The 17,887-nt window shown below is 72.2% G+C and carries 18 protein-coding genes; 12 read left to right on the top strand and 6 right to left on the bottom strand.

All coding sequences use genetic code 11. The annotated features are described in order from the left end of the window. The first annotated feature begins 20 nt into the window (after positions 1–20). Positions 21–1,511, top strand: a complete 1,491-nt coding sequence (locus tag ACGFYN_RS31860) for an aldehyde dehydrogenase (RefSeq protein WP_393869377.1) — start codon at positions 21–23, stop codon at positions 1,509–1,511. Next, complete coding sequence (locus ACGFYN_RS31855; protein ID WP_393869376.1) at positions 1,508–2,227, top strand: gamma-glutamyl-gamma-aminobutyrate hydrolase family protein; 720 nt, start codon at positions 1,508–1,510, stop codon at positions 2,225–2,227. Before ACGFYN_RS31860 ends, ACGFYN_RS31855 begins: the two co-directional genes overlap by 4 nt. A gap of 13 nt (positions 2,228–2,240) precedes the next feature. Here the strand turns inward: ACGFYN_RS31855 and ACGFYN_RS31850 are convergent, their stop codons facing one another. Beyond that, a complete protein-coding gene (locus tag ACGFYN_RS31850) occupies positions 2,241–2,813 on the bottom strand; it encodes a MarR family winged helix-turn-helix transcriptional regulator (protein WP_393869375.1) in 573 nt (190 codons plus the stop codon). Between the two features lie 209 nt (positions 2,814–3,022). On the opposite strand from ACGFYN_RS31850, the gene ACGFYN_RS31845 reads away from it, so the two are divergent. The 4 genes from ACGFYN_RS31845 (at position 3,023) to ACGFYN_RS31830 (ending at position 7,616) form a co-directional block, all read left to right on the top strand. Further along, positions 3,023–3,304 (top strand): hypothetical protein, encoded by a 282-nt coding sequence (locus ACGFYN_RS31845; RefSeq protein WP_393869374.1) that lies wholly within the window; start codon positions 3,023–3,025, stop codon positions 3,302–3,304. Then, a complete protein-coding gene (locus ACGFYN_RS31840) occupies positions 3,301–5,619 on the top strand; it encodes a TOMM precursor leader peptide-binding protein (protein WP_393869373.1) in 2,319 nt (772 codons plus the stop codon). The genes ACGFYN_RS31845 and ACGFYN_RS31840 overlap by 4 nt, the downstream gene beginning before the upstream one ends. A 249-nt stretch (positions 5,620–5,868) precedes the next feature. Further along, complete coding sequence (locus tag ACGFYN_RS31835; protein ID WP_393869372.1) at positions 5,869–6,981, top strand: sensor histidine kinase; 1,113 nt, start codon at positions 5,869–5,871, stop codon at positions 6,979–6,981. A 122-nt stretch (positions 6,982–7,103) separates the two neighbouring features. Then, a complete protein-coding gene (locus ACGFYN_RS31830; protein WP_393869371.1) occupies positions 7,104–7,616 on the top strand; it encodes a flavin reductase family protein in 513 nt (170 codons plus the stop codon). A gap of 67 nt (positions 7,617–7,683) precedes the next feature. Here the strand turns inward: ACGFYN_RS31830 and ACGFYN_RS31825 are convergent, their stop codons facing one another. Beyond that, the gene (locus ACGFYN_RS31825) at positions 7,684–8,604 is read right to left on the bottom strand and encodes an MBL fold metallo-hydrolase (RefSeq protein ID WP_393869370.1); all 921 of its coding nucleotides are present in this window, start codon (positions 8,602–8,604) and stop codon (positions 7,684–7,686) included. Between the two features lie 201 nt (positions 8,605–8,805). Between ACGFYN_RS31825 and ACGFYN_RS31820 the strand changes: the two genes are divergently transcribed. Beyond that, a complete protein-coding gene (locus ACGFYN_RS31820) occupies positions 8,806–9,414 on the top strand; it encodes a DNA-binding response regulator (RefSeq protein WP_393869503.1) in 609 nt (202 codons plus the stop codon). A gap of 26 nt (positions 9,415–9,440) precedes the next feature. Here ACGFYN_RS31820 and ACGFYN_RS31815 read toward each other — a convergent pair whose 3' ends face one another. Next, positions 9,441–10,082: a hypothetical protein gene (locus ACGFYN_RS31815; protein ID WP_393869369.1), complete on the bottom strand. Its 642-nt coding sequence runs from the start codon at positions 10,080–10,082 to the stop codon at positions 9,441–9,443. A 169-nt stretch (positions 10,083–10,251) separates the two neighbouring features. Here ACGFYN_RS31815 and ACGFYN_RS31810 point away from each other — a divergent pair, with 169 nt between their 5' ends. Beyond that, positions 10,252–11,070: a BTAD domain-containing putative transcriptional regulator gene (locus ACGFYN_RS31810; RefSeq protein ID WP_393869368.1), complete on the top strand. Its 819-nt coding sequence runs from the start codon at positions 10,252–10,254 to the stop codon at positions 11,068–11,070. A 31-nt stretch (positions 11,071–11,101) separates the two neighbouring features. Here the strand turns inward: ACGFYN_RS31810 and ACGFYN_RS31805 are convergent, their stop codons facing one another. The 3 genes from ACGFYN_RS31805 to ACGFYN_RS31795 are packed head-to-tail and all read right to left on the bottom strand — an operon-like array spanning position 11,102 to position 14,166. After that, positions 11,102–11,992, bottom strand: coding sequence for a 4'-phosphopantetheinyl transferase family protein (locus tag ACGFYN_RS31805; protein WP_393869367.1), 891 nt, complete (start codon positions 11,990–11,992; stop codon positions 11,102–11,104). Continuing rightward, complete coding sequence (locus tag ACGFYN_RS31800; RefSeq protein ID WP_393869366.1) at positions 11,989–13,695, bottom strand: acyl-CoA dehydrogenase; 1,707 nt, start codon at positions 13,693–13,695, stop codon at positions 11,989–11,991. The genes ACGFYN_RS31805 and ACGFYN_RS31800 overlap by 4 nt, the downstream gene beginning before the upstream one ends. A 42-nt stretch (positions 13,696–13,737) precedes the next feature. After that, on the bottom strand, positions 13,738–14,166 hold the full coding sequence (locus ACGFYN_RS31795) for a nuclear transport factor 2 family protein (RefSeq protein ID WP_393869365.1): 429 nt from the start codon (positions 14,164–14,166) through the stop codon (positions 13,738–13,740). 183 nt (positions 14,167–14,349) lie between these two features. On the opposite strand from ACGFYN_RS31795, the gene fabG reads away from it, so the two are divergent. Genes fabG through ACGFYN_RS31775 form a run of 4 tightly spaced genes read left to right on the top strand, consistent with a single transcriptional unit; the run spans position 14,350 to position 17,860 of the window. Further along, entirely contained in the window at positions 14,350–15,135 is a 786-nt protein-coding gene (fabG, locus tag ACGFYN_RS31790; RefSeq protein ID WP_393869364.1) for a 3-oxoacyl-ACP reductase FabG, read from the top strand. Positions 15,136–15,173: 38 nt separating this feature from the next. After that, positions 15,174–16,028 carry a DUF6081 family protein gene (locus ACGFYN_RS31785; protein ID WP_393869363.1) on the top strand — a complete coding sequence of 285 codons (855 nt, stop codon included), beginning with the start codon at positions 15,174–15,176 and terminating at the stop codon, positions 16,026–16,028. Between the two features lie 30 nt (positions 16,029–16,058). Further along, positions 16,059–16,787: an SDR family NAD(P)-dependent oxidoreductase gene (locus ACGFYN_RS31780; protein ID WP_393869362.1), complete on the top strand. Its 729-nt coding sequence runs from the start codon at positions 16,059–16,061 to the stop codon at positions 16,785–16,787. Between the two features lie 35 nt (positions 16,788–16,822). Continuing rightward, positions 16,823–17,860, top strand: a complete 1,038-nt coding sequence (locus ACGFYN_RS31775) for an LLM class flavin-dependent oxidoreductase (RefSeq protein WP_393869361.1) — start codon at positions 16,823–16,825, stop codon at positions 17,858–17,860. Positions 17,861–17,887 lie beyond the last annotated feature (27 nt).

The raw sequence follows: 17,887 nt of genomic DNA, 5'->3' as shown, positions 1-17,887 counted from the left end.
AACGACTTCCGGAGGACCGGATGCTGGACATCACCCACGAGGAGTGGCTCCGCCGAGCCAAGGCACTGGAGCTGTCCGGCGTGCATCACATCGACGGCGCCGACGAGGGCGGCTCAGGAGCGGTCTTCGCCGCCGTCTCGCCCCGCGACGGCCAGGTGCTGACCCAGGTCGCCGACGCAGGCGCTCAGGAGGTCGACGCGGCCGTCGCCGCCGCCCGCCGCGCCTTCGACTCCGGCCCCTGGCCGCGCCTGGCCCCCGCCGACCGCGGCCGCCTCCTGCTGCGCGTCGCCGACCTGCTCGAAGAGCGGCGCGACGAGCTCGCGCTGACGATCAGCCTGGAGATGGGCAAGCCGATCACGGACGCGTACGCCATCGAACTGCGGGCCGTGATCAACACCTTCCGCTGGTACGGCCAGCTCGCCGACAAGCTGACCGACGAGTCGCCGCACACCGCCCCGGACGCCCTCGCACTGGTCACCCGCGAGCCCGCGGGCGTCGTCGGCGCGGTCGTACCGTGGAACTTCCCTCTGACACTGGCGGGCTGGAAGATCGCCCCGGCCCTCGCCGCCGGCTGCACCGTCGTCCTGAAGCCCTCGGAGAACTCCCCGCTGTCCGCCCTGCTGCTCGGCCGGATCGCCACCGAGGCCGGGCTGCCGCCTGGCGTCCTCAACGTGGTGAACGGCAACGGCCCGGTGGCCGGCCGCGCCCTCGGCCTCCACCCCGACGTGGACGTCCTGGCCTTCACCGGCTCCACCGCCGTCGGCCGGCACTTCCTGCACTACGCGGCCGACTCCAACCTCAAGCGGGTCTGGCTCGAACTCGGCGGCAAATCGCCCAACATCATCCTCCCGGACGCCCCGGACCTGGAGAAGGCCGCCGCCACCGCCGCCTGGGGCATCTTCTTCAACCAGGGCGAGATGTGCACCGCCCCCTCCCGGCTGCTCGTACACTCCTCGGTCGCCGACCGCGTCACCGAGGCGATCGTGGCGCGGGCCGGGGAGCTGCGGGTCGGTGACCCGCTCGACCCGGCGACCGAGATGGGCGCCATGGCCGGCGAACGCCACCTGGAACGCGTCCTCGGCCACATCGGCACCGGCGTCGAGGAGGGCGCACGCCTGCGCGCCGGCGGCGGCCGCACCGACACCGGGACCGGCGGCAGCTTCCTGCAGCCCACCGTCTTCGACCAGGTGGACCCGGGCATGCGGCTGGCCCGCGAGGAGATCTTCGGCCCGGTCCTGTCCGTCCTCGCCTTCGACGACCTGGAGGAGGCTGTACGGCTGGCCAACGCCACCGAGTACGGCCTCGCCGCGGGCCTGTGGACCTCCGACCTGTCCACCGCCCACCAGGTCTCCCGCGCCCTGAGGGCCGGCACCGTCTGGGTCAACTGCTACGAGGAGGGCGACCTGACCGTCCCCTTCGGCGGCATGAAGCAGTCCGGCAACGGCCGCGACAAGTCCACCCACGCCATCGAGAAGTACACCGAACTGAAGACCACCTGGATCCAGTTGTGAGCCGTACGAACCTGCCCGCGCGCCCCCTGATCGCGATCCCCGCCCGCTTCGCCGCCACCACCTCCGCCCTGCGCTACGCAGCCGAGGTCAACGCCCGCGCCCTGATCGAGGCCGTCTGGCGGGCCGGCGGAGAACCGGCGAGCATCCACCCCGCGCCCGGCGACATGGCCGGCCGGCTCGCCCGCTTCGACGGCGTGCTGCTCCCCGGCGGAGGCGACCTCGCCCCGCACCGCTACGGCGCCTCCGACACCCACGACAGCGTCTACGACGTCGACGACCTCCAGGACGACTTCGACCTCGAACTCGCCCGGCAAGCACTGCACTTGGGCGTGCCGCTGCTGGCGGTCTGCCGCGGCCTCCAGGTCGTCAACGTCGCCCTCGGCGGCACCCTGGAGCAGGACATGGGCGGCCCCCAGCGCGAGCACCGGCACGTCGTGCACCCGGTGGCGATCCAGCACGGCACCCTGCTGGCTCAGGCGACCGCCGAGGAGAAGGTGGAGGCGTCCTGCTACCACCACCAGCGGATCAGCCGCACCGGCACGGGCCTGACGGTCACCGCACGCGCCGCCGACGGCACCGTGGAGGGGCTCGAACTGCCGGGCTCCACGGGCTGGTTCACCGCCGTCCAGTGGCACCCCGAGGACACCGCCCACGAGGACCCGGCCCAGCAGGGCCTCTTCGACGCGCTCGTACGGGCCGCCGGCGACCGGGGCTGACCCCCGTCCCGTCTCAGCCCTGCGCGCGGCGTCCGCTGCGGCGCGGGGCGGGCGGCGCCCCGTCGAGGAGCGTGAGCCGGCGCTCCTCGCCCTCCTCCTCGACCTGGAGCACCACCTGCCGCAGCCCTTGGGCGATGCCGCGGCACTCCTCGTCGCTGAGCCGCGAGGCGACGAACGCCTCCTCCTCGTTGAACGCGGGGAAGAGCCGCCGCATCAGCTCCTCGCCCTCGTCGGTGAGGCTGAGCAGCACCAGCCTGCCGTCGGTGGGGTGACCGGCCCGCCGCACGAGCCCGCGCTTCTCCAGGGTTCGCGCGACCCCGGTCAGCGTGCCCTTGGAGATGCCCGCCTCCTCCGCCACGTGCCGGGTCTCCGACTCGCCCCAGACCCAGACCACCCACAGCACGACGAACGCCGTCCAGGTCAGGTCCGCACCCCGCAGCACGGAGTTCTCCAGGTGCTGCCGGACCGCGGAGGCGGCACGGTAGATGTTCGCGACGACGGCCATCTGCTCATGGCGGATGGGGAACCCGCCGAGCTTGGCCTCCGCCAGCTTCTCGGCTTGCGTGATGGATCGTTGGCCGGGCACGGGCACACTCCTCGGTGTCGTTCGGATCCAAATTGTACGGAACCTCCTCCGCCGATGCTGCGTGCGCCGTCCGGACATCCGTACAACTGTGAAAAGTTCATATGCGAGTGGTGACGGCGGCACTGTCCGTGATCAGGGGCCTTTTCGCATGATTCTCTTCAGCGGCGGCCGACGAAGGCCCGCCGGACAACGGAGAGAAAGGGAAAGCCATGACGGGGAATGGCACCAGCGCAGCGAACATATTCGAGGTCGACCCCTACGGCGAGCTCGTCCGGCTCGGGCTGCTGCCCGGGACCGTCACCGCTCGCCCGAGCGCCCCGCGTACCGAGCCCGCCGCGCGCATGGACATCGAGGAGCTCGATGTCTTCGACGGTGCCCGCCCGATGACCGCCGGCCTGTGCCTGCGCAGCGTGCCGACCGGCTCCGCCGGTCTGTGCGTACGCAGCATCCCCGCCGAACCCGCCGCTCTGGTTGCCCAGTTCGTCGCGTGACCGCCACGGGGGGGAGCGAACCACGCGCCGGGGAACCACTGGTCGGGGACCTGCGGGTCGGGTTCAAGAAGCACCTGAGGGTGGAGGTCGTTCCGGGAGAGGCCGCCTACCTCGTGTCGGCGCAAGGAGTCACCGCACTGCGGGGCGCGGACGCCGAGGCACTCGCGCCCCTGCTCGACGGCACCCGGACCCTGTCCGGGATCCTGGCGGAGGCGTCTCACACCGTCCCCCCGCCACAGGCCGAGGACGCCATCAGGCGCCTCGCCGAGGCCGGCCTCGTGCGGGCGCAGGGGGCGGACGGCGCCGACGAGGCGCTGTGGACGCCGGCCGCCCCCGACGCCGACGAGGCCTACTGGGACCTGGCCGGGCTCGACGGCGCCAGGGCCGCCGCACGGGTGGCCGCCACCTCGGTCCGGCTGCGCTGTCTGGACGGCGTCGACCCGGACGAGGTCGCCGAGGCGTGCGCGGGCGCGGGGCTGCGCGTGAGCGACGGCCCCGCGGCGCTGGCCCTGGTGGTCTGCGGCGACTATCTCGATCCCGCGCTCCTGAACATCGACGCCGCCCAACGGGCGCGCGGACAGCCCTGGTTGCTGGCCAAGCCCGGCGGCTTCGAACCCTGGACCGGCCCCGTCCTGCGTCCCGACGGCGGTCCCTGCTGGAGCTGCCTGGCCCACCGGCTGCGCGGCCACCGACGCTCCGAGCGGCCCCTGCAGCGCGCGCTGGGCCTGGCCGGACCCGTGCCCCGTCCCACGGCCTCCCCCTCGGCCGGGCGGGGCCTGGGCCTGCAGATCGCCGTCCTGGAGGCCGCCAAGTGGCTGGCGGGCGTGCGGTACGACCGGCAGGACGCCGTCTTCACGTACAACACCCTCACCCTGCGCGGCGCCGGCCACGAGGTACGGCGCCGGCCGCAGTGCCCGCAGTGCGGCGCCCCCGAGCTGGTCGCCGAGCGGGTCGCCGGGCCGGTGGTGCTGCGGTCACGCCCCAAAGGCCATGCCGAAGGCAACGGTCACCGCTCACTTACGCCCAGCCAATTTCTGCACTCCTACGGCCATTTGGTCGGGCCGGTGACCGGGATCGTGCGCGACATACAGCGTGATCCGGCCGGGCCGGGGTTCGTCGACTGCTATCTGTCCGGACAGAACCTGGCCGTCGACGCCCGCACGCTCGCCGGACTGCGGGCCGGACTGCGCGACTTGAGCGGCGGCAAGGGACTCAGCCCCCTCGAGGCGCGAGCGAGCGCGCTCGGCGAGGCGGTCGAGCGGTACTGCGGATCGCGGCACGGCGACGAACCCGTCGTCCGTGACACGCTCCGCGCACTGGGAGACGCGGCGCTGCACCCCAACGCCTGTCAGCTCTACGACCGGCGCCAGTACCGGGACCGGGAGGCGTGGAACCGGACGCGGTCGCACTTCCAGTACGTGCCGCGGCCCTTCGACGAGGACCGGCCGACGGACTGGACCCCCGTCTGGTCGCTGACCGAGGAGACCCACCGTCTGCTGCCGACGTCCCTGCTCTACTTCGACGCCGACGCGGGCCCCGATTCGGTGGGCGCCGACTCCAACGGCAACGCCGCCGGATCCAGCCTCGAAGACGCTCTGGTCCAGGGGTTCATGGAACTCGTGGAGCGCGACGCGGTCGCCCTGTGGTGGTACAACCGCACCCGCCACGCAGCCGTCGACCTGGATGCCTTCGACGCACCGTGGACCGAGCGGATCAAGGACGGCTGCCGACGCGTCAACCGCGAGGTCTGGGCCCTCGATCTCACCTCCGACCTGGGCGTTCCGGTGGTCGCCGCGCTCTCCAGGCGCACCGACAAACCGGCCGAGGACGTGGTCTTCGGCTTCGGCGCCCACTTCGACCCCCGTATCGCCCTGCGCCGCGCCCTGACCGAGATGGCCCAGCTGCTGCCGGCCGCGGCCGGAGCGCGCGCCGACGGCACCGGCTACACCCTCACCGACCCGGAACTGCGCACCTGGTGGCAGCACGCCACCTTCGCCAACCAGCCCTATCTGCAAGCCGATCCGCTGCAGACACCGCGCACGCCGGACCACTGGACCCACACCCCGCGGGCCGACCTCGCCGACGACGTCGAGGACATCCTCGCCCTGACCCGCCGCCATGGACTGGAGCTGCTGGTGCTCGACCAGACCCGCCCCGACATCGGGCTTCCCGTGGTCAAGGTGATCGTTCCCGGCCTGCGGCACTTCTGGGCCAGGTTCGCCCCGGGACGCCTGTACGACGTCCCGGTCCGGACGGGGCGGCTGGCCACGCCCACACCCTACGAGCAGCTCAATCCGATCCCGTTGTTCGTCTGACCGATCGGTTCCGGCCCTGGGCTCTGATGGGCGAATGTTTGCCAAGCGTTGACGCGACCTCCGTATGATGCTGCGCGGTCGTAGCCGTACTTGGGGGGTACCTACGTGTCACGCGGGGAAGTACGCCGGAACGTGCCGGACGAAACGTCACTGCACGAACCACGGGAAAAGGCCGGTGGGAGGGCCGGAGTTCCGGAGCGCGGACCAGGTACGGCGGGGGAGATACCGCCCCCGAGGCTCGCCCGCGCGATGCTGATCGCGGTGCTGCTCAGCTTTTTGCTGATCACCGTCCTGAACATCACACGGCAGCACATGCGCCCGTACATGCTCATCATCGGGCTGGTGAGCCTGGGCCTGATCTTCGCCCTGCAGCTGCGGCACTCCGCGGCCGGCGCCGCCCGCGTACCGGGGCGCCGCAAGCTGCTCACCCTGGGGCTGCAGGCCGCGCTCACCTACGTACCGCTGTTCTTCTTCCGTTCCGAGTGGGGTGCGATGGCGGGCTTCCTGGCCGGCTCGGTGCTGTTGCTCCTGCCGGCCAGGATCGGCTGGACCCTGTACGGGGTCATCGGGCTCACCATGCTGTGCCTGCCCATCGAGGACGGCAAACCCCTCTCGGAGAGCGCCTATTACGCGGAGTCGACGTTGCTCTGCGGCCTCGTGGTGTACGGCTTCACCTGGCTCACCGACCTCGTGGTCCGGGTCCAGGCCACCCGCGGCGAGCTGGCCCGCACCGCCGTCGCCGACGAACGCCTGCGCTTCGCCCGCGATCTGCACGACCTGCTCGGCTACAGCCTCTCCGCCATCACCCTCAAGTGCGAGTTGATCCACCGCATCGCACTCAGCCACCCCGAACGGGCCCAGGAGGAGCTCGAGTCGGTGCTCGACATCTCCCGCCAGTCCCTGGCCGACGTGCGGATGGTGGCCAGCGGGTACCGCAAGATGTCCCTCTCGCAGGAGGCCACGTCGGCCGGTTCGGTGCTGGGCGCGGCCGGGGTCGACGTGGAGGTCGACGTCAGGCTCGGACCGCTCACCCCGCAGGTGGACACCGTTCTCGCCACGGTGCTGCGCGAGGGCGTCACCAACGTGCTGCGCCACAGTGAGGTACGGCGCTGCACACTCAGAGCCTGGGAGCAGGGCGGCCAGGCCATGCTGTCCGTGGTCAACGACGGCGTCGACCCCGACCGCCACGACCCGTCCCCGCATCGAGGCAGCGGCCTGGGCAACCTGGCCGTGCGGCTCAGCGACGTCGGAGGCACGCTGATCGCGTCGGTGCGCGAGGACGGCTGCTTCGAGGTGCTGGCCGAGGCCCCGATGCGCCCGGCCGGTCCGATGGCGGTGGCGAAGCCGGAACCGGTCGGCTGAACCGGGCCCCACCCACCTCCAGTTGGCGTCCAGCCGCTCTCCACCCGGTTCGCCGAAGCTCGATGTGCAGGCGCGGCACCGTGCCGTGCGAGCCGGACGGAGAAAGCGACGGTGAGGCCCAAATGGCCGTGGACGCTGGGCGGTTCCGGGAGCTCTTCGGCTCCTTCCCCACATCGGTCTCGATCGTCACCACCCTGGACCAGGCCGGTGAGCCACGCGGGTTCACCTGCAACGCGGTGTCCGCGGTCTCGGTGAACCCACCGCTCCTGCTCGTGTGCGTCGACAAGGGCTCGCGCAGCCTGCCGGCCCTGGAGCACTCCGGCGCATTCGTCGTCCACGTCCTCGCCGACGGAGGGCAGGACGCCTCCGAGCGGTTCGCGGGCAAGGCGGCCGACAAGTTCGCAGGCCACACCTGGCGACCCTCCGCCGTCGCCGGCGGAGCACCGGTGCTCAGCGGCATAGCCCTCGGGCACGCCGAGTGCACGGTCGTGCAGCGGGTGGAGGCCGGTGACCACTGGATACTGATCGGCCGGGTGGAGGCCGCGGAGGTGTTCTCCCGGCGGCCCCTGCTGTACCACCGGCGCGCCTACAGCGTCTGGGAGGCGGCCGCGGAACTGGCGGGCACCCGCGGCTGATCGTGACGAGCACGTGCGGTGGGCCTTCCCGGGATCCCGGGGAGGCCCACCGCACGTACGGCGTCGCTCAGGCGTGGCAGGCGGGCAGCCCCCCGTGGAACTCGACCATCTCGCCGAACAGCGCCCCGACGTCCATCCGTTCACCCGGCACACCGCCGAGCGCCTCCGCATACGCACGATGCAGGTTCGGTACCAGCCGTTCGGCGTCGAGGAGTTCGGCGTACTCGCCCAGTTCCGTCTCCCGCGCCAGTTCCAGAGGGCTGAGGTTCGCACCGAGCCCCTGCCGCGCCAGCGTCTGCACCCAGCGCAGATACCCCTCGGCCCCGTCCAGGAGTTCGGGCCCGGCCACCGGACCGTGTCCGGTCACCACGGTCCGTGCGTCCAGCCTCCGCAGCTCGGCGATGGCCGCCAGCGAACCGGACACCGAGCCCATCGGGCAGAACGGGGTCACCCCCGACATCACCAGATCGCCGGTGAACAGCACGCGTTGCTCGGGCAGCCACACCACGGTGTCGTCCGTGGTGTGGGCAGGCCCCAGATGCAGCAGCTCGACGGTCACCTCGCCGACGTGCAGCGTCAGCCGGTCGCGGTAGGTCAACGAGGGCAGTTCCAGGCTGAGTTCGCCCCACTCCACATCGGGCCACAGGCCGGTCAGGTGCAGCCCCGCCTCGGCCATCTCCGTCCGGGTGCGCTCGTGCGCCACCACGACGGCCTGCGGTGCGAAGACGAAGTTGCCGAAGGTGTGGTCGCCGTGGAAATGCGTGTTGACCACCGTCCGCGGCGCACCGGGGGAGACCCGGTGCACGGCGTCCCGCAGCGCGAGGGCGCGTGCCTCGGTGGCCGCCGTGTCCACCAGGGCGCTCTCACCGCCGGACACGATCACGCCGGCGTTGTTCAGGCACCAGCCGCCGTCCGGCTGGACGTAGGCGAAGACCTGGTCCGCGACCTCCTCCAACCGGGCGTCCGAAGCCGCATGCAGCACTGTCACAACCGTCTCCTGGTCTGCTCGTGGTCAGGACGACCACGGTGACCGTTCGGCATCGAGAGGCGGTCGAACCCGGCCGGACCAGGGCGTAAGCGGTTGATCCAATACTCAAGTGTTCCCCTGTGGGGAACGGCGGCATGGTTAGGATCGTTGGACTGTACCGAGCAGTGTGAGTGGCCCAAGCCCTCAACGGGGAGACACGCTTTGATACGGATCCTGCTGGCCGAGGACATGCATATGGTCCGCGGCGCGCTGGTGGCATTACTGCAGTTGGAGGGCGACTTCAAAGTCGTCGCAGAAGTCGAGCGCGGTGACCGGATCGTGCCGACGGCACTGGAGGAGCGGCCGGACGTCGCCATCATCGACATCGACCTGCCGGGCGTGGACGGCCTCACCGCCGCGGCCCAGTTGCACGAACGGCTCCCGGAGTGCCGGTGTTTGATCCTCACCAGCCTGGGGCGACCCGGCACCCTGCGGCGGGCGCTGGCTTCCAAGGTGTCCGGCTTCCTGCTCAAGGACGCGCCGCCCAACGACCTCGCGCAGGCGGTGCGACGGGTGAACGCAGGGCAGCGCGTGATCGATCCGCAGCTCGCCATGGACGCCTGGGGCGGGGCGGACAGTCCGCTCACCGACCGGGAGCTGGAGGTGCTCAAGCTGACCGCGGACGGGGCGGAGGCGTCGGAGATCGCGACGATGCTCCATCTGTCGGTGGGAACCGTCCGGAACTACCTGACGAGCGCGGTGTCGAAGGTGAACGGACGCAACAGACTGGACGCCGTGCGCATCGCGCGTGAATCAGGGTGGCTGATCTGAACGCCTGAGGGCACCGCGCGTGCGGCTCAGCCCTTGTCCGTCATTCCCGCGGCGGCCAGATAGGCCAGGATGTCCGGCGCCGCCGCGGGGGCCAGGGGGAGCGTCACCACCGTCGCCGGGTTGATCGGGCGGGTGAGGACGCGCGCCGACCAGGCCGCCTCCGGCCGGTGCAGCACCACGCGGAACGGCGTGAGGATCGACTCCAGGACCAGCGCGCCCGTCCGGCTGCGCACCGTGGTGAACGGGGACAGCCTGAGCGGGGCCGCCTCGGGCAGCCGTACCGGATCGAAGGCCGTGTCACGCGACGGCGTGAAGACCGACAGGAGCGGGCCCTTCTCGTCGTCCGTGCCCAGGCTGCGCACCACCAGGTGGGAGAGCCGGCGCAGGGCCGACCACACCGGAGGAGCCCAGGTCGGCGGGGTCGCGGGGTCGCGGGTGGCGGGGTGCGCGAGGGACGCGTCCACGTTGGACAGCAGGACGGGGCCCAGGGTCATCCGGCGCAGTACCTCGTACAGCACCGGGTCCGCGCAGCGCACGGCCTCGGCGGTGTCGTCGCACCGCAGTACCAACTTCCCGTCCGCGTACGTCTCGACGGTCACCTCTTCACGCAGCGACCACAGCGGCAGTGTGCAGGGGCCGCTTCGCGGAACCTCAGGATCGCAGGACACGCAGTACCTCCAGTAACCGTAGCGAGTATCGGGCCGCCCGTTGAACAGGGGCAGTGAACGGCTCATACGGGAGGGGTGAGATGTTCACGCCTCGGAAGGTGACGAGGACACTGGGAGGGGGTGGTGGCCGAATGTGACGATCCATGGCGAGGACCTAGGAGGTACCGCTGTGGAGATCAAAGTACTCGGACCGCTGGTGGTCCGGGAACGGGGCATGTCGATCGTGCCCAGCGCAGGCAAACCGCGGCAGATCCTCGCCGTGCTCGCACTGCGCGCCGGCCGGGTCGTCCCCGCCGCCACCCTCATGGAGGAGATCTGGGGTCAGGACATTCCGCGCAGTGCGGCGACCACACTGCAGACCTACATCCTGCAGTTGCGCAGGAAGATCGCGACCGCGCTCGGTGACACACCGGGCCTGACGCCCAAGGACGTCCTGGTCACCTGCTACGGCGGCTACCTGCTGAAGGCGGCCGCGCAGGACAGTGACCTGCAGGAGTTCCATCGCCTGTCGAGTGCCGGCAGTGCCGCCCTGGAGCGGGGCGACGCCCGTGCCGCGGCCGATCTGCTGGCCCGCGCGCTGGGCCTGTGGGGCGGCGCGGCCCTCGCGGACGTACCCGTGGGGCCGGTGCTGGGCCTGGACCTGGTAGGGATGGACGAAGCCCGGATGCGGGCCCTGGAGCAGCGCATCGAGGCCGATCTGTCCATCGGCAGGCACGGGACGATCGTTGCCGAACTGCGCATGCTGGTGGAGCGTTTCCCGATGCAGGAGAGCCTGGTGGCGCACCTGATGCTGGCGCTGCACCGCTCCGGCAGCACCTGGCGGGCCCTCGAGTCCTTCCAGCGGCTGCGGGGCACGCTCGTGGAGGAGCTGGGCATCGAGCCCTCGGCCCGGTTGCAGGACCTGCACGGCAGGATGCTGGCGGGGTGCCCGACCCTGGACCTGCCTCAGGACACGGGCTACGTGGTGCCCGCCAGGTTGTCGGCCTGACGGCCCGGCAGCTGCCCGGGGGCCCCGGCCCTCACCGCCCAGGACCGGACTCCGCCCCGTCGGGGGCGGGTTCCGGTCCGGCATGATGTGCGGCCGCGGCGAGCACCGTGGCCGCGAGTTCGCCGTCGAGCATCGTGTGCGCCTGCGTGTCACGGGTGGCGCCCAGGGCGCTGCGCGAGATCGCGGCGCTCGCCGTGTACCGGCCGTCCAGCACGTGCGACTCGAACGACCACTCGCCCTGCTCCACCGGAACCCCGTCGGCGCGCAGCAGCCGGCCGGGGCCCTCGCCGCCGACGGGTTCGAAACCGAACGAGGTGAACGGCAGCCGCATCCCGAACCCGAGCGCCTTGCTGTACGCCTCCTTCAGCGTCCACAGCCGCACCAGTGCCGAGTTGCGACGTTCGAGCGGAAGCCGGCCGATCTCCTCCGCCTCTCGTGGGATGCAGATGTCACCTTCCACGGGGCTGCCGAGGACGGGCCGCCCGGTCGCCTCCACGTCCACCCCGACCAGGCCCAGCTGGCTCACCGCGACCACGAGCATCCACCCGGTGTGGCTGAGGCTCACCTCCAGCTGATCGCAACCCCGGACGTACGGCCTCCCGCCCGGTCTGCGGGCGAGCTCCAGCTGTTCGGGCTCGGCGCCGAGGGCCGCGGCAGCCGCGTGCTTGAGCAGCATCCGTGAAGCCGCGAAACGGTGTCGGTGCTCCGGGCTGCCGATCCTCTCGTAACGGCCGAGCTCCCTGCCCAGCAGGCTTTCGAGGGCCGGGAGTTCGGGTGCCCAGTCGGCCGGGCGCCCCCACGCCAGGGCGTAGCCGGTGGCGGACAGCGCCTTGCGCAGCCCGGGCAGAAGCGCGTGCGGTCCCGGCGCGAACATCGGGTCGGGGCCGGGGCGATAGGTCTCGTGCTGCGGTGCGGTGGTCATGGCGCGGTGCCTCCTGCCAGTGGTTCGTCGTACAGGTCGAGCGTGCGGCCCTGCGCGCAGCGGGCCAGGACCTCGCTCATCGCCGCATCGGCGCCGTGGGCAGCCTCCGCGGGCACGGGCAGCCCGAGCCGAAGGCAGATCCGGCCGAGCACGCCCAGCAGCAGGTCGGGGTCGCCCGCACGATCGCCGGACCCCCAGACGCCGATGCACGCTCCGGCGGCCGCGAGCAGCGTGTACCGCTCGGCGAGGGCGAAGCCGCGCGGGTTGGCGAGCAGGCCGGGCTCGCCCTCGGGCAGTCGCCTGCATTCCTCGCCGAGCGCGGCCAGTTCGTCCGCGAGCCGGCGTACGAGCGTGCCGAGCGGCGTCTGCCGCGGGCCCTGCCTGTCCGGCCCGTCGCGCAACGCGGCCGCCAGCGGGTCGCGGCGCGCGGCCAGGGCCAGTGCGGCCGGGTCCCATGGCGGAAGCGGGCCGTCGGGGAGGAAGAGACCCCCGGGCGACGGGACCGAGCCGGGCCAGGACCGCCGTGCCAGCGAGGGGAGTTGCGGCAGCAGGCTGGCCAGACTGGCCGCGGCACCCGCGTGTCCCGGAGGCATGCCCGCGAGATCCCGCAGCTGCTTGCGGAAGACGCCGTACACGCCCTCCTCCCGGTGCACCCGGGGTCCGAGGATCGCCGCGAGATCGTCGGCGGCTTCCTGCAGCACCCGCGGCACCAGGTACTTGGCCGTGGCCGTCGCCATGCTCGAATCGCCCGGCGCCAGATGCAGCGAGCGGATCGCGGCGAGCAGCAGGCAGTCGCACAGCAGCAGGTCCAGGAAGGCGCCCGCCACGGCCCCGCGCGTGTAGCGGGCGTCGAGGGAGCGCACCCCGTGCGCACCGCCCGACCCGGCCAGTTCGACCACCGTGCGCAGCGCGGTGTCGGCGCAGCCGAGCGCCATCGCCGGGATCAGCGGCCGGGTGATCTGCAGACAGCGCAGCATCACCTCGGTGCCGCCGCCCGCCGTGCCGAGCAGGGCGTGGGACGGTACCGGGCAGGCCGCGAACTCGATCCCGCCCACCGGGCAGCCGCGGATTCCCTCGGCCCGGTAGCGGGGAAGGTCGCGCACGGTGCCGGCGGGCACATGGGCGCGCTCGACCAGAACGGCCGAATGCGCGCCGCCCGCCCGGCCGGCACCGGTGCGGGCCAGCACGACCAGGGCGTCGGCGCGGTCCGCGTTGGTCACCACCGCCTTGTGCCCCTGCAGCAGCAGGCCGCCCGCCCCGTCGGGAAAGGCGGTGACGCTGCTGGTGCTGAAGTCGTTGCCGTGCGCGATGTCGTGGAACATCACCGAGATACGGCCGCCGTCCAGCAACAGCCGTGCGATGCGCGCCTGTTGGCCAGGCGTGCCATGGGCCCACACGGCGGCCGCGGCGACGAGGGAGGCGGCGCCGAAGCCGAGCCCGAGCGAGAAGTCCCGTCGGAAGACCGCGCGCAGCAGCCGGGCCGGCGCGTCGAGGCGGTCGAGCCGACCGCCGAACGCGGTGGGCACAAGCTCCTCATGCAGTCCGGCCGCGGTCAGCAACTTCTCCCCGCCGTCCGGCAGTTCACGCCGCCGGTCGGCCTCCAGCAAGGCATCGTGTCCGAGCGGATTCGTCGCCTCCCGCGGGTCGCCGAGCAGTTCCTCCAGGGCCCGCACACGGGCCGCCGGTTCAGCCGACGGCGGCATGGCCGTCCCTCCTCTCGCCTCCGGCACGCTGTTGCCGCCTGCTCAGAACATCTGGTCGTGGGTCACCAGCCGCGAACGGGTGAGCACCTGGCCCTCGTCGATCTCCAGGACGTCGTGCACCACGCAGCTGGGCGCGATCTCCGGCTTGCCGCCCGGGCGAACGGTGACGACCAGCGCGTACACGGTGGAGGCCACCGAGCCGTCGGGCTGCGGGGTGAGCGCGATGTGGGTGAACCAGTGGCGGCGCTGCACCGGGTCGCCGTCGAAACGCTTGTGGAACTCCACCAGCTCCTCGACGATCCCCGCCCGGGTGCGGGCGGGCTCGGCCTGCGGGGAGTGCTGGAAGGTCCCGTCCTCGGTGAAGGTGGCCGCGTAGTCCTCGAAGCGCAGGCTGTCCAGGGCCTGCATCTGGTGGGCGTAGAAGTGCTGCACGAGCGAGTACACGTCGGTCATCGCGAAGGTCTGGGTCATCTGACTCTCCTGTTTCCGGACTGTTCCAGGCGCACTGTGACCGCCCCACCATCCGCGGGCCGCCTCGAACGAGGCTCGAAGCCCGCTGATCGAAACCGCTGCTCAAGGCCGCCCCGAGGAGCGCTCCAGAACACGTGCGGAGTCTCGAAGAGAACCGTCCGAGGCACGAACCATGGAGGAGAGATGACGCAGACTGCGGCGCCGGTGGCGCTGGTGACCGGTGCGACCAGCGGAATCGGACTGGAGATCGCCGAGCGCCTCGCCTCGCTCGGTGCGCGGGTCTTCCTGTGCGCCCGGCGCGCCGAGGAGCTCACCAGCACCGTCAAATCCCTTCAGGAGAAGGGGTACGACGTGGACGGCACCGTCTGCGACGTGGCGAGCCCCGAGCAGATCCGGGCCTTCGTACGTGCGGCCGTCGACCGGTTCGCAGCGGTCGACATCCTGGTCAACAACGCCGGCCGCAGCGGCGGCGGCGCGACCGCCGAGATCGACGACGAGCTGTGGTTCGACGTGATCAACACCAACCTGAACAGCGTCTTCCTGATGACGAAGGAAGTCCTCACCACGGGCGGCATGCTCGCCGCGGGACGCGGGCGCATCATCAACATCGCCTCCACCGGAGGCAAGCAGGGCGTGGTGCACGCGGCGCCCTATTCCGCCTCCAAGCACGGTGTCGTGGGCTTCACCAAGGCGCTCGGCCTGGAGCTCGCCCGCACGGGCATCACGGTCAACGCCGTCTGCCCCGGCTTCGTCGAGACCCCGATGGCCGAGCGGGTGCGCGAGCACTACGCCGGCATCTGGGGCGTCAGCGAGCAGGAGACCCACGACCGCATCACCGCCCGCGTCCCGCTGGGCCGCTACGTGGCCACCCGCGAGGTGGCCGCGATGGTCGAGTACCTGGCCGGCGACGACGCCGCCGCGGTGACCGCCCAGGCCCTCAACGTGTGCGGCGGACTCGGCAACTACTAGGCCACCGCTGGGGACAGCGCGACCACAGGGGGTAAGTCATGATCACGCAGCAGCACACTCTCGCACCGGCCGGCTACGGCCGGCACACCCTGTTCGAGGACGACTTCCGGGCGGGCCTGCGTCACACGGGCGACGACGCCCCTTGGGAGCTGCGCTCCGCGGGAGGCTTCCCGCACGGCGACGGCATCGTCCACCGTACGCCGGACGGCTTCGCGGTGATCCCCACCGACCTGCATCCGGGCACGGGCCGGCCCGCCTTCGCCCGGCCCACGGCGCCCGAGCCGCCCGGCGCACTGCTGCGCTGGACGGCGGCCCTGCGGGACACCGCGAGCTCGGGAGCGCTCGGCTTCGACGCGGAGGCGGGCCGACTGCTGACCGCCGAGGCCGAGTTGGCGGTACGCGCCTTCGGCACCGGAGGGTCCCCCGCGGACGGAGCGGCGGCCGACCCGGCGCGTGACGTCGCCCTGGCCGCCGGAGTCCTGCTCGGCTTCGACCGCGAGACCGGGATGGTCTTCGACTTCGCCCTCACCGGAAGCGCGGTCTACGCGATCTACGAGCGGCTGCCCGTGGCCGGCCGCACCCACCGGGCCTTCTCCTGTGCCGTGCCGCTGGCCGGGGTCCGCCCGGGCGGCTTCCACCGGTGCGCCCTGACCCTGGACCGATCCGCTTCCACCGTCACCTGGACGCTGGACGGCACCGAGGCCCTCAGCGTGGCGAGCATCGGCCACCAGGACTTCCACGACTCCTTGCTCATGTGGGACGTACCCGGCGAGGAGGAGCTGGTGACGCCCCGCCAACTCTGCTTCGGCTTCTCCCTGTTCGCCGCCCGGCCAGTCGGCCAGGGAGTCCGCCTGGAGGCTCGCGGCCTGCGCGTGACCACGGAAGCCGTCTGACACACCTCTTACTCAAGGGAGTTGCTCCGCATGTCCGTCAAACGCGTCGCCCTGGTGACCGGCTCCACGTCCGGCATCGGTGAGGCCGTCGCCCGCCGCCTGGCCGCCGAGAACATCCGCGTGGTGATCAACTCGGCCCGCTCGGTGGAGGCGGGCGAGAAACTCGCCGCCGAACTGCCCGACGCCCACTACATCCAGGCCGACATCGCCGAGGAGGACGAGGCCCGGCGCCTGGTCGCGGAGGCCGTCGACCACTACGGGCGGCTCGACATTCTGGTCAACAACGCCGGCACCACCCGTCTCATCCCACACGCCGATCTGGAAGCGGCCACTGCCGACATCTGGCGCGAGATCCTCGGCCTCAACGTGATCGGCACCTGGCAGACCACCGTGGCCGCCGTGCCGCACCTCAAGGCCGCCGGCGACGCCGTCGTGGTCAGCGTCTCCTCGGTCGCGGGCAGCCGCCCCGCCGGCAGCTGCATCCCCTACGCCGTCAGCAAGGCGGCCATCGAGCATCTCACCCGGCTCCTGGCGAACGTGCTGGGCCCGCAGGTACGGGTCAACGCGGTGGCCCCCGGTCTCATCGACACCCCGTGGACCAAGGACTTCACCGCCATCGCCGAGCACGTACGCCAGGCCACCCCGCTGCGCCGGGTCGGCGCACCGGAGGACGTCGCCGACGCGGTGTTCGGCCTCGTCTCCGCCGCGTACACGACCGGCGCCGTGCTGAGCGTGGACGGCGGTGCCCACCTCCTGTGACACTCACGCCCCGCCGAGCGGACGGGACATAGCCCGTGCGACTCGGCGCCAACCTCGGATATCAGGGCGCGGGCCGGCTGGCCCGCGCCGCGGAGGACTTCGGATACGCCCTCGCCCTCGCCCCGGAAGGCCTGCGTTCGGACGCGCCCAGCGTCCTCGGCCTCATGGCGGGGGCGACGCGTCGTATCGGCCTGGGCTCGGCCGTCATGCAGATGCCCGCCAGGCCCCCCGGCCTGACCGCGCTGACCGCGGCCACCCTCGACGCCCTCAGCGACGGCAGGTTCCGGCTCGGTCTGGGGATCTCCAACCCCCAGGTGGCCGACGGCTGGTACGGAGCCGCCTTCACCGACCCGCTCTCCCGCACCCGCGAATACGTCACCGTCGTACGCCGCGCCCTGACCGGACAGCCGGTCGAGCACCAGGGCCGGCACTACAACCTCCCGGGCACACCGCAGCACAGGGGAGTACCCCTGCAGATCGGCACCGAGCCCTGCGGCCCCCCGATCCCGCTCCTGCTGGCGGCCTCCGGCCCCCGAACCCTGCGTCTCGCCGGGGAGATCGCCGACGGCTGGCTCGGTGCGCTCACCCCGGTCGACGCGCTCCCCGACGTGGTGCGCGCGCTGGAGGCGGGCCGCGCCCGCACCGGCCGTGGCCTGACGGGCTTCGAGCTGCTGCCCAGTGTGCCGACCGCCGTCGCGAACGACCTGGACGCCGCGGTCGATCTGCTGCGGGACCACTACGTCTACCTCCTGGGCATCGGAGACCCCGAGGCGAACTGCCACTACCGGCTGGCCGTCGACCTCGGCCACGCACGGCAGGCGGCACAGGTACGACGGCATCTGGCGGCGGCCGACCGTGCCGCCGCGGCCGCCGCCGTGCCGGCCGCCTTCGTCGACGCCACGGCGCTCGTGGGCCCGGTGCGGCGGATCGCGCACCGGATGCGGGCCTACGCGGACGCGGGGGCGACGACGCTGGGCGTGATGGTCTCGGCCACGGCCACGGATGTCGCCGGACGGGTCGAGCAACTGCGCTGCGCCGCAGAGGCGTTGCACCTGTCGAGAGCGGACGGCTGAGCGACGGCGAAGGGCCGGGCGCCTCGT

The sequence above is a fragment of the Streptomyces sp. NPDC048419 genome (assembly GCF_043200415.1).
Classification (GTDB): Bacteria; Actinomycetota; Actinomycetes; order Streptomycetales; family Streptomycetaceae; genus Streptomyces.
This window is presented reverse-complemented; position numbering and strand designations above follow the sequence as displayed.

Bases quoted from the DNA above. Each gene is read 5' to 3' on its own strand.
- ACGFYN_RS31830 (WP_393869371.1), top strand. From the start codon at position 7,104: ATGGCCGTGGACGCTGGGCGGTTCCGGGAGCTCTTCGGCTCCTTCCCC.
- ACGFYN_RS31780 (WP_393869362.1), top strand. From the start codon at position 16,059: ATGTCCGTCAAACGCGTCGCCCTGGTGACCGGCTCCACGTCCGGCATC.
- ACGFYN_RS31835 (WP_393869372.1), top strand. From the start codon at position 5,869: ATGCTGATCGCGGTGCTGCTCAGCTTTTTGCTGATCACCGTCCTGAAC.
- ACGFYN_RS31860 (WP_393869377.1), top strand. From the start codon at position 21: ATGCTGGACATCACCCACGAGGAGTGGCTCCGCCGAGCCAAGGCACTG.
- fabG (WP_393869364.1), top strand. From the start codon at position 14,350: ATGACGCAGACTGCGGCGCCGGTGGCGCTGGTGACCGGTGCGACCAGC.
- ACGFYN_RS31785 (WP_393869363.1), top strand. From the start codon at position 15,174: ATGATCACGCAGCAGCACACTCTCGCACCGGCCGGCTACGGCCGGCAC.
- ACGFYN_RS31805 (WP_393869367.1), bottom strand. From the start codon at position 11,992: ATGACCACCGCACCGCAGCACGAGACCTATCGCCCCGGCCCCGACCCG.
- ACGFYN_RS31800 (WP_393869366.1), bottom strand. From the start codon at position 13,695: ATGCCGCCGTCGGCTGAACCGGCGGCCCGTGTGCGGGCCCTGGAGGAA.
- ACGFYN_RS31795 (WP_393869365.1), bottom strand. From the start codon at position 14,166: ATGACCCAGACCTTCGCGATGACCGACGTGTACTCGCTCGTGCAGCAC.
- ACGFYN_RS31845 (WP_393869374.1), top strand. From the start codon at position 3,023: ATGACGGGGAATGGCACCAGCGCAGCGAACATATTCGAGGTCGACCCC.